This window comes from Methylocystis sp. WRRC1, from assembly GCF_020733155.1.
Lineage (GTDB): Bacteria > Pseudomonadota > Alphaproteobacteria > Rhizobiales > Beijerinckiaceae > Methylocystis.
The window spans coordinates 357,872-371,181 of sequence record NZ_JAJFZJ010000001.1 but is presented as its reverse complement, the minus strand read 5'-3'; the positions used below and the strand labels follow the sequence as shown (position 1 = coordinate 371,181).

15 protein-coding genes are annotated in these 13,310 nt (G+C 64.0%); 11 read left to right on the top strand and 4 right to left on the bottom strand.

The features are described from left to right. Positions 1-72: 72 nt before the first annotated feature. The 4 genes from LG047_RS01880 to LG047_RS01865 all read left to right on the top strand — a co-directional run bounded on the left by LG047_RS01880 (position 73) and on the right by LG047_RS01865 (position 4,028). Positions 73-1,260 carry a hypothetical protein gene (locus LG047_RS01880; RefSeq protein WP_227964968.1) on the top strand — a complete coding sequence of 396 codons (1,188 nt, stop codon included), beginning with the start codon at positions 73-75 and terminating at the stop codon, positions 1,258-1,260. A gap of 162 nt (positions 1,261-1,422) precedes the next feature. Next, the gene (gene tsaD / locus LG047_RS01875; RefSeq protein ID WP_227964966.1) at positions 1,423-2,484 is read left to right on the top strand and encodes a tRNA (adenosine(37)-N6)-threonylcarbamoyltransferase complex transferase subunit TsaD; all 1,062 of its coding nucleotides are present in this window, start codon (positions 1,423-1,425) and stop codon (positions 2,482-2,484) included. Positions 2,485-2,487: 3 nt separating this feature from the next. After that, positions 2,488-3,036 carry a phospholipase D-like domain-containing protein gene (locus tag LG047_RS01870; protein WP_227964963.1) on the top strand — a complete coding sequence of 183 codons (549 nt, stop codon included), beginning with the start codon at positions 2,488-2,490 and terminating at the stop codon, positions 3,034-3,036. Then, a complete protein-coding gene (locus LG047_RS01865) occupies positions 3,033-4,028 on the top strand; it encodes an NAD(P)H-dependent glycerol-3-phosphate dehydrogenase (RefSeq protein WP_036281620.1) in 996 nt (331 codons plus the stop codon). Before LG047_RS01870 ends, LG047_RS01865 begins: the two co-directional genes overlap by 4 nt. 18 nt (positions 4,029-4,046) lie before the next feature. Here the strand turns inward: LG047_RS01865 and LG047_RS01860 are convergent, their stop codons facing one another. The 3 genes from LG047_RS01860 to LG047_RS01850 all read right to left on the bottom strand — a co-directional run bounded on the left by LG047_RS01860 (position 4,047) and on the right by LG047_RS01850 (position 8,620). Beyond that, complete coding sequence (locus tag LG047_RS01860; RefSeq protein WP_227964960.1) at positions 4,047-5,933, bottom strand: CHASE3 domain-containing protein; 1,887 nt, start codon at positions 5,931-5,933, stop codon at positions 4,047-4,049. Positions 5,934-6,127: 194 nt separating this feature from the next. Beyond that, a complete protein-coding gene (gene ilvD, locus LG047_RS01855; RefSeq protein WP_227964957.1) occupies positions 6,128-7,960 on the bottom strand; it encodes a dihydroxy-acid dehydratase in 1,833 nt (610 codons plus the stop codon). A gap of 399 nt (positions 7,961-8,359) precedes the next feature. Beyond that, positions 8,360-8,620 carry an acyl carrier protein gene (locus LG047_RS01850; protein ID WP_036281617.1) on the bottom strand — a complete coding sequence of 87 codons (261 nt, stop codon included), beginning with the start codon at positions 8,618-8,620 and terminating at the stop codon, positions 8,360-8,362. 279 nt (positions 8,621-8,899) lie between these two features. Here LG047_RS01850 and LG047_RS01845 point away from each other — a divergent pair, with 279 nt between their 5' ends. The 7 genes from LG047_RS01845 (at position 8,900) to LG047_RS01815 (ending at position 12,748) form a co-directional block, all read left to right on the top strand. Continuing rightward, entirely contained in the window at positions 8,900-9,676 is a 777-nt protein-coding gene (locus LG047_RS01845; RefSeq protein WP_227964955.1) for a tetratricopeptide repeat protein, read from the top strand. 238 nt (positions 9,677-9,914) lie between these two features. After that, positions 9,915-10,103, top strand: coding sequence for a hypothetical protein (locus LG047_RS01840; protein WP_227964953.1), 189 nt, complete (start codon positions 9,915-9,917; stop codon positions 10,101-10,103). A 219-nt stretch (positions 10,104-10,322) separates the two neighbouring features. Beyond that, positions 10,323-10,919, top strand: coding sequence for a malonic semialdehyde reductase (locus tag LG047_RS01835; RefSeq protein ID WP_227964950.1), 597 nt, complete (start codon positions 10,323-10,325; stop codon positions 10,917-10,919). Positions 10,920-10,931: 12 nt separating this feature from the next. Continuing rightward, complete coding sequence (locus LG047_RS01830) at positions 10,932-11,321, top strand: DoxX family protein (RefSeq protein ID WP_227964948.1); 390 nt, start codon at positions 10,932-10,934, stop codon at positions 11,319-11,321. 104 nt (positions 11,322-11,425) lie between these two features. Continuing rightward, complete coding sequence (pgsA, locus tag LG047_RS01825) at positions 11,426-12,034, top strand: CDP-diacylglycerol--glycerol-3-phosphate 3-phosphatidyltransferase (RefSeq protein ID WP_036281608.1); 609 nt, start codon at positions 11,426-11,428, stop codon at positions 12,032-12,034. Next, positions 12,031-12,282: a molybdopterin converting factor subunit 1 gene (gene moaD, locus LG047_RS01820; protein ID WP_036281606.1), complete on the top strand. Its 252-nt coding sequence runs from the start codon at positions 12,031-12,033 to the stop codon at positions 12,280-12,282. The genes pgsA and moaD overlap by 4 nt, the downstream gene beginning before the upstream one ends. Before the next feature lies 1 nt (position 12,283). Then, positions 12,284-12,748: a molybdenum cofactor biosynthesis protein MoaE gene (locus tag LG047_RS01815; protein WP_036281603.1), complete on the top strand. Its 465-nt coding sequence runs from the start codon at positions 12,284-12,286 to the stop codon at positions 12,746-12,748. On the opposite strand, the gene LG047_RS01810 is transcribed toward LG047_RS01815, so the two are convergent. Beyond that, entirely contained in the window at positions 12,745-13,308 is a 564-nt protein-coding gene (locus tag LG047_RS01810) for a Yip1 family protein (RefSeq protein WP_227964946.1), read from the bottom strand. The genes LG047_RS01815 and LG047_RS01810 overlap by 4 nt on opposite strands. Between the last annotated feature and the right edge of the window lie 2 nt (positions 13,309-13,310).

Here is a 13,310-nt window from a genome sequence, read left to right as displayed (position 1 = left end):
GTTTCGGTAAGTAGTTTCTGAAAATGTAATTTCGCGCATCAAATGTAATTTGGCGCCGTCACGCGAGGGCGGATGATGACTTCATTCATTTCAGCTTCACCAACGACGGGAAGTGGAAGTCTCGATGACTTCTCGCTGCTCGGCGGCCCCTTGCATCGGCTCGGCGCGCGCTTCGGCCTCGTGCGCGGACAAGACAACACGATAGCTTTGGGGTTGGCGCTCGGCTGGCTGCCATGGCTCGTCATGATCGCGCTGGCGATGGTCGAGGGCGTCGGCGACAAATTGTTTTCGCTCTCGGTGATTGCCGGCCATGTGCGCCTGCTGATCGTCATTCCGCTTTTCTTCCTTTGCGAAACCTCGGTCGATGCGAAGCTGCGGGAATTTATCGGCCTCATCGTGCGATCCGGCGTCGTGCCTGCGGACCAGTCGCCGTTGCTGGAAAATGAAATCGCGCGCACCGTCAGATGGAAGGACTCGTGGTTTTCCGACGCCGTTTGCGTGCTTGCCGCCGTGGCTTTGTCAATCTTTGCCGGGCAGCTTCATATTTCGGGTAGGACGTCATCCTTCGATCCGGGGCGCGTGATCGGCGACGCGCCGCTGGCGGGGCTTTGGTACTGGATCGTGTGTTTGCCGCTCTTTCGTTTCCTGATGTTTCGCTGGCTGTGGCGGATAGCCCTGTGGTGGGGCTTCGTCTGGCGCCTGTCACGGATGGACCTGCGCCTTGTCCCCGCGCATCCCGACGGCGCGGGCGGGCTCGGCTATCTTGAAGTCGTGCAAATGCATTTCGCGGCGCTGGTTTTTTCCATCTCGATCGTCGTCGCCGCGTCATTCGCCGAGGAAATCTCTACCGGCAGGACGGTGTTCGAGGTGATCTATCCGGCCCTGGCCATCACGATATTCGTGGATCTGGTTCTCTTTCTCGGCCCGCCCTGCCTCTTCGCCTTCAAGCTGCGGACGGCGCAGGAAAAGGCCCTGAGCGACTATTCGGAACTCGCGGCGCGATATGTGAATGCTTTCGAGAAGAAATGGTTGAACACGACGCCCGACGAGCCCTTGCTCGGAACGCCCGATTTACAATCGCTAGCGGATCTCGGGAACAGCATGGCGGTCGTACGCAATATGCGCTGGGCGCCGTTCAGCACGCGTCTGGTGATCTCGATCCTCGGCGCCTCGCTGGCGCCGATGCTTCCGCTCTTCCTGTTCAAATATCCGGCGGCGGCGCTGGTTGAGGCGCTCTTCAAGAAGCTCGCGGGGCTGTGAGGGCGATTGCGCTCAAATGTATACAGGGATTCAGTAGTTTCGCGTAAACCAATCGCAAACCATAATCTCCTAAAGTTGCGGCAATGCGGGGGTTGTCCGCACGGCGCGAGCCCTGGCTTTCGCCGGCGTCAAAAAGGCGTGTTTCGCGCCTAAGGAGTGTGCATGCGCGTTCTGGGCATCGAAACCACCTGTGACGAAACGGCGGTGGCCGTCGTGTCGGATCGTCTCGGCGGCGACGGCGGTGAAATTCTCTCCAACGAAGTTCTGAGCCAGATCGCCCAGCACGCGGCCTATGGCGGCGTCGTGCCGGAAATCGCCGCGCGCGCCCATATCGACGTGCTGGAAAGACTTATCGTCCGCGCGCTGGCCAACGCGAAGATCGAGCTTGCCGAGGTCGACGCCATTGCGGCGGCGGCGGGGCCGGGGCTGATCGGCGGCGTGCTGGTGGGGCTCACGGCGGCGAAGGCGCTCGCGCTCGCCTCCGGCAAGCCCTTCATTGCGGTCAATCACCTGGAAGCTCATGCGCTCACCGCGCGGCTGACGGACCATCTCGAATTTCCATTTCTCGCGCTGCTCGTCTCCGGCGGGCATACGCAACTCGTCGCCGTGAAGGGCGTCGGCGAATATCGCCGCCTTGGCTCGACCGTGGACGACGCGGCGGGCGAGGCCTTCGACAAGGTCGCGAAGATGCTCGGCCTGCCTTACCCGGGCGGACCGCAGATCGAGAAGCTGGCGCTCGAAGGCGATCCTCACCGCTTCGACCTGCCGCGCCCGATGCTCGGCCGCGGCGGCGCGGATTTCTCGCTGTCCGGCCTGAAAACCGCCGTGCGCCATGAAATCCTGAAAATTGGCTCGCCGAGCGAGACCGACGTGAAAGACCTGGCGGCGTCCTTTCAGGCGGCAATCGTCGACGTCATCGTCGATCGCGTGCGCGCCGGCATCCGCCTCTTCACGGAGAGCGAGGGGCGTCCGCATGGTCTCGTGATCGGAGGCGGAGTCGCCGCCAATGGCGCCATCCGCCGCGCGCTGACGCGGCTTTGCGCGGAAAGCGGCGTCCGCTTCGTCTCGCCGCCCGCCAATCTCTGTTCGGACAATGGCGCGATCATCGCTTGGGCGGGGCTCGAGCGCTTCAAGCGCGGCTTCACCGACGATCTCGCCTTTGCGCCGCGGCCGCGCTGGCCGCTCGACGCCGCCGCGAGCGAGGCGCACCACGGCAAGGCGTAGCGGGTGCGCGGATTGTTCATGCCGGCGTTGGCGGCCTTCCTGCTCGCGCCGGAGCCGCAACGGGCCGGACCCCTCTCACAGGAGCCGACATACGCCGGCGTGCGCGTGTTTTACGGACCCGGCGCGGATTTCGAGTCTGTGGACGCCCGGCTGATCGGCGGCGCGCGTCATTCAATCGACATGGCCGCCTATGTATTGACGGACCGTGCGCTGACCAGCGAACTTGGCCGCGCCGCCATGCGCGGCGTGAAAGTGCGCGTCTATCTCGACGGAGAGGAAATGGGCCGCAATGCGCCGATCGAAACCATCGCCGGCGCGCCCAATCTCGAGGTGCGGAAAAAGGGCCGCTCGCGCGACCTCATGCATCTGAAATCCTATCAGGTCGATGGTCGCGTGTTGCGCAGCGGTTCGGCGAATTTTTCCGTGTCCGGCGAAGTCTATCAGGACAACGACCTTATCGTTATAGACAGCCCGCAAGCGGCGGCGCGCTTCCGCGAGATGTTCGAGTCTCTCTGGGCGCGCCCCGACAATCAGCGGATCGGGATGAGATGACGCGGGAAACAGTCGCAGTTCTCGGCGCCGGCGCGTGGGGCGTCGCGCTCGCAAATGTCGCCGCGCAGGGACGCGAGCGGGCGCCATTGTGGGCGCGCGATCCCGCGCATGCGGAATCGCTCGCGCGCCATCGCGAGAACCGGCGTCATCTTCCCGGCCTGCCGCTTGCCGCAGCCGTTGCGCCCACCCCGGATCTTTCGTGCGTCAGGGAAGCGCAAATCGTTCTCGCCGTGGTTCCCGCGCAAGCCATGCGCGAAACAGCGCGCGCGGTTCGGACGCATCTGCGCGACGGCGCGGCTTTCGTGATCTGCGCAAAGGGCATTGAGCGCGACCGCCGCAAGTTCATGAGCGAGGTCGTCGCCGAGGAATTGCCGCGCGCGCGCATCGCCGTGCTGTCGGGGCCGAGTTTCGCCGCCGACGTCTGCAAGGGGTTGCCGACTGCGGTGACGCTCGCCGCCGGGGAAGACGCGTTGGCGCAGCGGCTTTGCGAGGAACTTTCCACCCGCATGTTCAGGCTGTATCGCTCGACTGACGTGCGAGGCGTCGAGATCGGCGGCGCGGCGAAGAATGTGCTCGCCATCGCCGCCGGCATGGCCGCTGGGCGCGCGCTCGGCGCCAGCGCCCATGCGGCGCTGATCGCGCGCGGCTTCGCGGAACTGACGCGGCTCGGGCGCGCGTTGGGCGCGAGGCAGGAAACGCTGATGGGCCTTTCGGGTCTCGGCGATCTCGTGCTGACCTGCGGTTCAGCGCAGTCGCGAAATTTCGCGCTCGGGCAGGCGTTGGGGCAGGGCGAGGCGCCGAAGGACGCTTCGCATGGCAAGCTAGCGGAAGGCGCCTTCACGGCGCATGTTCTCGTGGAACTTGCGCAGGCGGCGGGCGTCGAAATGCCGATCGCGGAAGCGGTGGACGCCATTCTCGTTTCGCGTCTCAGCGTCGATGCCGCGATCGAGTCCTTGCTGATGCGGCCGCTCAAGGCGGAGGGCGAGTCGTGAGACGCTTGCGCCTCCCCGTCAGACCGCGTCGATCGTCTCGCGAATCCTGCGCGCGATCTGCTCCAGCGTGAATGGCTTGGACAACAGATTGATGTCCTTGTTCAGCAGACCGTCATTCCCGAGTGTGTTGGGCATGTAGCCGGATATGTGGAGAACGCGAAGTTTCGGTCGGCGCTTGAGCGCTTCCTTTGCGAGAGCGACGCCATCCATCCCCGACATGGTGACGTCGGTGATCATCAGCGTCACATCCGGCCGCGTCTCGAGAATGTCCAGAGCCGCCTGGCCGCTGCCTGCTTCTATTGCCGTATAGCCGAGTTCGCGCATGCCCTCGACGGTGACGCGCCGCGCAGTCTCGTCGTCCTCGACGACGAGGATGACTTCCGACGGCTGACCGAGGAGGAAGTCGATCGGGTCGCCATTGACCTGCGCCGGGATCGCGGAAGGCCTCTCCGCTGCGGCGTCGCCAAGATGGCGCGGGAAATAGAGCTTGATCGTCGTGCCCCGTTCGGGCTCGGACACGATCTTGATGTGCCCGCCGGACTGCTTCACGAATCCATGCACCTGCGAAAGGCCGAGCCCTGTGCCCTTGCCAGGGGGCTTGGTCGTGAAGAAAGGGTCGAAGACTTTCGAAACGATCTCCGGCGACATGCCTTCGCCAGTGTCGGTCACGGACACGAGCACATAATCGCCGGTTTTCACGTCAACATTCTCGGCGGCGTAGGCGTCGTCGAGGGTGCGGTTGGCGGTCTCGATGGTGAGCGTTCCGCCGTTCGGCATGGCGTCGCGCGCGTTCACCGCGAGATTGAGCAGCGCGCTTTCCAGTTCATTGGCGTCGATACGGGTCGACCATAATCCGTCGGCGAGGACGGTTTCGAGCCTGATGTTCTCGCCGAGCGTACGCTTCAACATTTTCGACATGTCCGAGACGAATTTGTTGGCGTCGAGCGGCGTAGGCGCGAGTGGCTGGATGCGGGAAAACGCCAGCAGGCGCCGCACGAGACCGGCCGCGCTGTCGGCGCTCTGCAGCGCGGAATCGATCATCTGCTCGCCGCCATCCTCCTTGCGATCGAGCTTCCGGCGGAGAATATTCAGGCTCGCCACGATCACGGCGAGCATATTGTTGAAGTCGTGCGCGATGCCGCCCGTAAGTTGGCCCAGCGCCTCCAGTTTCTGAGACTGGCGCAATTGCGCTTCGAGCGTCTCCCGGCGCGTCGATTCCTCGAGCAGCCTGTTGTAGGCGGACTTCAGGGACTCGCTCGATGTGCGGAGGGCGTTCATCTGCTTGTGCGTGAGAAAGATCGCGAATCCCGCAACGGCCGCGACGCCGAAGGTCATGAACACGATTGCGTTCTGCAGTGTGTCATTCGCCCGCTTCAGAGCGTCGTCTCGCTCCCGATAGCGGGTTTCCTCATGCTTGATCATGGCTGCGATCAGGCCGTCGATCTGATCCATCAGCGCCTTGCCTCGCCCGCTTCGCACGATTTCCGCCGCTTCGTCGAATCGGCCGGCCTTCATCAGGTCGAGCTTTCTTTTCAGAAGCCCCAGACGGTCCTCGAGGATCGGCCGTATCTGATCGACTCGTCTGACCTGCTCGGGATTGTCCGAAACGAGGTGGGCGAGGCCGGTAAGTTCCTGCTCGGCGACTCGTGAAATGTCTCCATTGGCGTTGATGAATTTCTCGTCCCGCGTCAGCAGGTAGCCGCGCTCGTCGCTTTCCTCGCGAAGGATCGTCGCATAGAGGCGCTGCAGGGCGCTCTCGACGAACAGCGTATGGCGTACCAATGCGCCTGCATTGCGCCGGTATTCGTCGGTGCGGATGGTGACGAGCCCCGCCATCGCCAGAATGGCGAAGGCCATGATCAGGCTGACCATCTCGAGGGAAAGAAACTTTTTCAGCGCCGCCACAAGCAAACCAGTCCAAAAAAAGCGATTTCGGCGCAGTCTATGCGTCATCAATGCGTTAACGCTAGTTCTAAATCACCGATGTGGCGGCGCCGTGGCGTGGGTGGGTGGCGGTCCCGAATATGGAAGGCGTCTGTCCCGCCGGGGGATGCAATCGCCCCGGCGGACTTGCGTGACTGGCGGAGATTGGTCCGCGATTACGGCAGTTCGCGCACCGCGCCCCGAGACGCGCTTGTCGTCATTGCCGCATAGGCGCGCAGCGCCTTGGAGACCTTGCGCTGGCGGGGCTTGGCCGGCTGGAAGCCTTTGGCCGCCTGTGCGGCGCGGCGCGCGGCGAGCTCCGTATCGCTTACGGCAAGCGTAATTCTGCGTTCCGGAATGTCTATTTCGATACGGTCGCCGTCCTGCACGAGCGCGATGGTTCCGCCTTCCGCCGCCTCGGGCGAAACATGGCCGATCGACAGTCCCGAAGTGCCGCCCGAAAAACGGCCGTCGGTGATGAGCGCGCAGGCTTTGCCGAGGCCCTTCGATTTCAGATAGCTCGTCGGATAAAGCATTTCCTGCATGCCGGGCCCGCCGCGCGGCCCCTCGTAGCGGATCACCACCACGTCGCCAGCCTTTACGTCGCCCGTAAGAATGGCGGAAACCGCAGCGTCCTGACTTTCATAGACGCGGGCCGGGCCGGCGAATTTCAGGATTGATTCATCGACGCCGGCCGTCTTCACGATGCAGCCGTCCGCCGCCAGATTGCCGGTGAGCACCGCAAGGCCGCCATCCTTGGAGAAGGCGTGCGCCGCGTCGCGGATCGCGCCCTTTTCGCGATCCGTGTCGAGCGCGTCGAAACGGCGTTCCTGACTGAAGGCGACCTGCGTCGGCACGCCGCCGGGCGCGGCGCGGAAGAAGGTTCTGGCCGTTTCGCTCGTCGTTCGCGTCACGTCCCAGCGCGCGACGGCGTCCTTCACCGAGGTGCTGTGAACCGTCGGCAGGTCGCCATGCAGGAGGCCTGCGCGCATCAATTCACCCAGAATGGCGATGATGCCGCCGGCGCGATGCACGTCTTCGAGGTGCACGTCGGGAACGGAGGGCGCGACCTTGCACAGCACCGGCACGCGGCGCGACAGGCGGTCGATGTCCGCCATGGTGAAATTCACCTCGGCCTCATGCGCCGCCGCCAAAAGATGCAGGACGGTGTTGGTCGAGCCGCCCATGGCGATGTCGAGCATCATGGCGTTCTCGAACGCCTTGAAACTCGCAATGGAACGCGGCAGCACGCTCTCGTCGTTCTGCTCGTAGTAGCGGCGCGCGAGATCGACGATGAGGTGGCCGGCCTCGACGAAGAGCCGCTTGCGGTCGGCGTGGGTCGCCAGCGTGGTGCCGTTGCCGGGCAGCGAGAGGCCGAGCGCCTCGGTGAGGCAATTCATGCTGTTCGCCGTGAACATGCCGGAGCACGAGCCGCAGGTGGGGCAGGCCGAGCGCTCGATCGTCGCCACATCGGCGTCGGAGACCTTGTCGTCGCCGGCCGCGACCATGGCGTCGACGAGATCGAGCGCGTGCTCCTTGCCGCCGAGCACGACCTTTCCGGCCTCCATCGGGCCGCCGGAGACGAAGACCGTCGGGATGTTGAGGCGTAGCGACGCCATCAGCATGCCGGGGGTGATCTTGTCGCAGTTGGAAATGCACACGAGCGCGTCGGCGCAATGGGCGTTGACCATATATTCGACGCTGTCCGCAATCAGGTCGCGCGAGGGCAGGGAGTAGAGCATCCCGTCGTGGCCCATGGCGATGCCGTCGTCGATGGCGATCGTGTCGAATTCCTTGGCGACGCCGCCCGCCTTCTCGATCTCGCGCGCGACGAGCTGGCCGAGATCCTTCAGATGCACATGGCCGGGAACGAATTGCGTGAAGGAGTTCGCGACGGCGATGATCGGCTTGCCGAAATCCTCGTCCTTCATGCCCGTGGCGCGCCAGAGGCCGCGCGCGCCCGCCATGTTGCGGCCGTGGGTGGTGGTGCGGGAGCGATAGGGAGGCATGGCGATGTCTTTCTTTTTGCGGACTGCGGCCTTCAGGCTCGCGTCGGCGCTCGCGGGCCTCGAGACCCGCCGTCCTGCCCAGACGAACTATCGCAGCACGCGCCGCCCGGCAACCGGAACTCGGCCGATGTGAACGGATTCGACGAATGGCGGCAAGCGGACCGGACGTCCGTTCCTTCGCCATATCCCGGGCCGGCCCCGGCGCCCGAGGCTTCGGGGCAGGGCGTTACATTGCCGGGGATTTACCGGGCGGATCGAAGGCGCCAGAGCCAGCCTGTTTCGACGCCGCCGTCGCAAAATGACAAGCCCGAAAGCGCGGTCCATGACGAGGACCGGACACTTTCGGGCTGGCAGGATTGTCTGGCGCCACGCTGATGTCGCGGCGCTCATCTCCGAGGGTCAGGCTGCGCGGCGCGACTGATCCGCCGGCTTCAATTCGTTCAGACATTCGACGATCGCGTTGATCGAGGAAAAGGACTGCCGGCGCAGCATGGCCACCGGGAACTCCACGTCGAAGGCCTCTTCGATCGCCAGCATGGTGCGGATCGCCGCGAATGGGGTCAAGCCCGCCTGGTAAAGGTCCGCACTGTCGGAGAGCGACTCGACAGGGGTATGCAACCGACCGTTTTCTGCCAGAAGACGGCGAAGGGTCTCGATCATCAGTCCAACTCCACAAGCTCCGCGGGCGGATTGCGCGCGGGCCGCAAAATCTGCGTCATGTGATAATTCCGATTGTTTCAGGCAATCGTGAACATCAAGGAAAGAAATGGTGCTCCTTGCCTGAACTGAAAATGAATTTGGTAAAATTTGCTGCGAATTTTGGCTTACAAATAGTTAACTCGCCTGTGGTGCAAATAGTTGATCCGCCAGTGGTGCGATTACATGCCCGATAAGGCGGCGCCATTGGCGCTTCGTCAGATTTTGCTATAGAGTTAGGCGATGCGAAAGTTTAGCCGCGCCTCCTTGTTTGCATTCCCCATGGCGCTCGCGCTCGTCGCGGCGGGCGCAAGCGCGCAGGAGGATGAGCATCCCGCTCTCGAGCCATATGGCGGCGAGGGCGGCGGCAATTTCATTGTCATCCCCGGCATCGGCAAAATTCCGCTGCCGCCGGGGGCGAGGGGATTCGGTCCGGGCAATCCGCCGTTAGGCGCTCCGCCAGGTCTCGGACCTCGGGATTATGGTCCAAGGAGCGCGGCGCCCCGGCCGGAGCCGCCGAAAAGCCCCGAGCAGCGGCAGGCCGAGGAGATGAACAAGCTGTTCTCGCGCCTCGCAGAGGCCGAGGACGACCGCGAAGCGCAATCCGCCGCCGCGGCGATCCTGCGGCGGTGGGGGCGTTCCGGCTCGGACACGATCGATTTGCTCGCCGCGCGCGCTGCGGCGGCGGAAGCGGCCGGCGCGCCGCCGCTCGCCAAGGCGCTGCTGGATTACGTGGTCGCCTTGTCGCCGGACTGGCCCGAGGGCTTCGTGCGCCGCGCCCGGGTTCTCTCGGCGCAAGGGGACGAGGCGGGCGCTATCGCCGATCTGGAAACCGCCGCGCGTCTCGAGCCGAGGCGGTTCGACGCTTTGCAGGCGCTCGGCGCCCTTGCCGAAAAAACAGGCGACAAAAAACGCGCGCTCGACGCCTATCGCAAGGCGCTGGCCATCTCTCCGCGCAACGACGCCCTACATAAGGTCGAGGAGCGCCTCAAAATCGAGGTCGAGGGGCGCGACATCTGACGTAAACGGTAGGTCCGGTCGCAAGGCGGTAGTGCTTCTCCGTGAAAAGCGGCGGTGGCGCAAATCATGCAAAGCAATTGCAAGTAGTGGGTTCTGGTTTTGCGCTCCTCCGGCGGTCGCGGGCAGGATGAAGGCGCTTGAGGCGCCGGGGCCGGGCCAGAATGAATGAGCAACGAGTTGATCGCAGACGAATGGACCTCAACGCAGCGCCATGCGCGCCAGAAAACGAGGTAATGTCATGTCGGGACATGCATTGGATGACGTAAAAGACAAGGTCGCAGCTTTCGGTATGAAGCTTGTGGACATAATCTATAACGCGTCAGTTTTCACCGTGATCGGATATGGAGCGATCCTGCTGTTTTTGCTGGTCATCGGGATTGCAGTCGGGTTCAATATCGTCAACATTCCCGAATTTCACCCGAGGTGAGCGCCGGCTCTCGCCACCGGCGGCGATATCTCGGCGCCACCGCCAGAAGGTGAGGCCATCGACGGCGGGTGGCGCGATTTTAAGTCCGGGCGGACGTGTCGACTGATTCGCACAGGCACGGCCGAATATCTGTGAGACTTCGTCGGGAGCTTTCCGATCCGGCGCGGGTCGCTTATTTCAGCGATAGAGCCGACTCACCCACCACCCCAGGGCCCGCCGATGATGGAACGTAAACCGCTGCCGCCCGAGGCGATGGAGCAGCTTTTCACCGCCGCGCGCACGCACAATGGCTGGCAGGACAGGGAAGTTCCCGACGCGCTGCTGGAACACGCAGTCGATTACGCCAAATGGGGGCCGACGAGCGCCAATTGCTCGCCCATGCGCATCGTTTTCATTCGCTCGAAGGAGGCGAAAGCGCGGCTTACGCCGGCGATGTCTCCGAATAATCTCGCAAAGACCGTGGCGGCGCCGGCCACGGCGATCATGGCCTATGATCTCGATTTCGCCGAACATCTGCCGCATCTCTATCCGGCGACCGACGCGCGCGCCTGGTTCGCGGGCAATGAGCCGCTGATTCAGGAGACGGCCTTCCGCAACGGCACGCTTCAGGCGGGCTATTTTCTGCTCGCCCTGCGCGCGGTCGGGCTCGACGCCGGGCCGATGAGCGGTTTCGACAAAGAGAAAGTCGATGCGGAATTTTTCGCGGGAACGCGCATAAAGTCGAATTTCCTGATCAACATCGGCTACGGCGATCCAGCGAAGCTCTACCCGCGCGGCCCGCGCTTTGCGTTCGAGGAAATCGCCCGGATCATCTGACGGAGGCCGATCGTGACGTTGCGAATCATCCCCGAGCGCTTTCTGCCGCATGTGCAGGGCGTTCTCCGTATTGCGACGGCGCTGCTGTTTTTGCAGCACGGAACGGCGAAAATCTTCGGTTATCCCCATGTCGCGATGTTCGACGGGCTGAAGCTCATGTCGCTACTCGGCGTCGGCGGCCTGCTGGAGCTATTCGGCGGCCTGCTGATGCTCGTCGGCCTCTTCACGCGCCCCGTGGCCTTCGTCCTTTCAGGCGAAATGGCCGTCGCCTATTTCATGTTTCATGGCGGGGAGCAGTTCTGGCCGATTCTCAACAAGGGCGAACTGGCGGCGCTCTACTGCTTCGTCTTTCTGTTTTTCGCGGTCGCGGGACCGGGAAAATTCTCGCTCGACAAGGAGTAAGGCGTTGTGCGGCGCACTCGGAGGCGTTGCATGAGGCGAGAGTTCCCGGCGACTTGCGCCCTCTCTATTGACAATGGGGGCCGGCGACATATTCCCTAGCTGTCATGAGCGAAACGGCCGTCACCACGAAGCGACGTTCTCAGGCGCTGGCGCTTCCGAACCTTCTGACCTACGGGCGGTGTCTCGCCGTGCCGGTCGTGGCCGGCCTTTTGTTATCTTCCACCGACCATTGGGCGCGGTGGGCGGCGCTGGGCGTCTATACCGCCGCCGCGGTCACAGACTTTTTCGACGGCTATCTCGCGCGCGCCTGGCAGCAGCAGTCGCCGATCGGCCGGATGCTCGACCCTATCGCCGACAAGCTTCTCGTCGCGGCGACGCTTCTGGCCGTGGTCGCGGACCAGACGCTCGCCGGCTGGACGATCTGGGCCGCGATCATCATCCTTTGCCGGGAGATCCTCGTCTCCGGCCTGCGTGAATATCTGGCCGAGCTGAAAGTTCGCCTGCCGGTGTCGGCGATCGCCAAATGGAAGACAGTGGCGCAACTCATCGCGCTCGGTTTCTTCATCGCCGGGCCGGCCGGGGAGGCGGTTCTGCCCGGGACGATAAAGATCGGCTCGGCGCTGCTCTGGATCGCCGCCGTGCTGACGCTCTATACGGGCTTCGACTATCTCCAGTCAGCGTTCACGCATTTCGGGGACGACGACGCGTCATGAAGGCTGTCTATTTCGCATGGGTTCGCGAGCGGATCGGTCTGGCGGAGGAGGAAATCTCTCCGCCGCAGGACGTCAAGACCGTGCGCCAGCTCGTGGAGTGGCTCGCCGCCCGGGGCGAGGGCTATGCTCTCGCCTTCGCCAATCCCAAGACTGTCCGCGCCGCAATCGACAAGGCCCATGCCGCGCCCGACTCGCCGATCGGCGCCGCGCGCGAAGTAGCTTTTTTCCCCCCGATGACGGGCGGCTGAAATGGTTGCGCCCACGGTGCGCGTGCAGCGGGAAGACTTCGACGTTGCACGCGAGGAAGGCCTGCTGACGGAAGGGCGCCGCGATATCGGCGCGGTCGTCGCCTTCACGGGTCTGTGCCGCGACGAGAACGGTTCGCTCACGGCGCTGGAGCTTGAGCATTATCCGGGCATGGCGGAGGAAGAAATCGGCCGCGTCGCCAACGAGGCGCTGTCGCGCTGGCCGCTGGCCGGGCTGACGGTCATCCACCGTTACGGCGTCATCCGACCCGGAGAACGGATCGTGCTGGTCGTTTCGGCCGGCCGCCATCGCTCCGAGGCCTTCGCGGCTGCGGAGTTCATGATGGACTATCTCAAGACCCGCGCGCCCTTCTGGAAGAAGGAGCGCCGGGTGGATGGCGCCGACGGCGGCTGGGTCGAGGCCAGGACCGAGGACGACGCGGCCGCCGCGCGGTGGGAGAAGCCCTAGATCATCTGCGCCGGCGCGATGGCGTGGACGATCCAGGCGTGCAACGCCCCCGTCGCCACCGTGACGACCAGGGCGACCAGCGTGAAGACGTCCAGATTCTCCTTCGGCACCCGCATCATGCGCGAGAGACCCAGCGAGAACACGTAAATCCCGTAGAAGCCCAGCACATCGAGCCATCGCAGCCCCGGAACGAGGCCGAAAAGCGAGGCCAGCCAGGCGGGCGTGTAGGAATAGGCGGCAAGCGCCAGCGCGCGCTTGTCGTCGCTCTTGCCGTCGAAATGGGGTGCGGCCATCGAAATCACGAAGGCCACCAGAAACAGGGCCGGCAGGCTCAACGCATATTGGATGACCGCGCGAAACAGGCCGGCCGCGAAGGTCGGATGCAGCCCGTGCGAACCGAACAGCCATGCGCCGAGGAAGCTCGCAAAAGGCGGAAACGCGGCGAGAATCGCGATGTAGTTGCGATAGAGGTCGACGATCGAGCGGTCTTCAGCGTCGATTTCGTCCCACTCTTTCCGCGGTGTAAGGATCAGGCCTTTAATCCGTGAAATCAGCGACATCT

Coding starts and splice junctions, on each gene's coding strand:
- LG047_RS01880 (WP_227964968.1), top strand. CDS start 73: ATGATGACTTCATTCATTTCAGCTTCACCAACGACGGGAAGTGGAAGT.
- tsaD (WP_227964966.1), top strand. CDS start 1,423: ATGCGCGTTCTGGGCATCGAAACCACCTGTGACGAAACGGCGGTGGCC.
- LG047_RS01865 (WP_036281620.1), top strand. CDS start 3,033: ATGACGCGGGAAACAGTCGCAGTTCTCGGCGCCGGCGCGTGGGGCGTC.
- ilvD (WP_227964957.1), bottom strand. CDS start 7,960: ATGCCTCCCTATCGCTCCCGCACCACCACCCACGGCCGCAACATGGCG.
- LG047_RS01850 (WP_036281617.1), bottom strand. CDS start 8,620: ATGATCGAGACCCTTCGCCGTCTTCTGGCAGAAAACGGTCGGTTGCAT.
- LG047_RS01845 (WP_227964955.1), top strand. CDS start 8,900: ATGCGAAAGTTTAGCCGCGCCTCCTTGTTTGCATTCCCCATGGCGCTC.
- LG047_RS01840 (WP_227964953.1), top strand. CDS start 9,915: ATGTCGGGACATGCATTGGATGACGTAAAAGACAAGGTCGCAGCTTTC.
- LG047_RS01835 (WP_227964950.1), top strand. CDS start 10,323: ATGATGGAACGTAAACCGCTGCCGCCCGAGGCGATGGAGCAGCTTTTC.
- pgsA (WP_036281608.1), top strand. CDS start 11,426: ATGAGCGAAACGGCCGTCACCACGAAGCGACGTTCTCAGGCGCTGGCG.
- moaD (WP_036281606.1), top strand. CDS start 12,031: ATGAAGGCTGTCTATTTCGCATGGGTTCGCGAGCGGATCGGTCTGGCG.
- LG047_RS01815 (WP_036281603.1), top strand. CDS start 12,284: ATGGTTGCGCCCACGGTGCGCGTGCAGCGGGAAGACTTCGACGTTGCA.
- LG047_RS01810 (WP_227964946.1), bottom strand. CDS start 13,308: ATGTCGCTGATTTCACGGATTAAAGGCCTGATCCTTACACCGCGGAAA.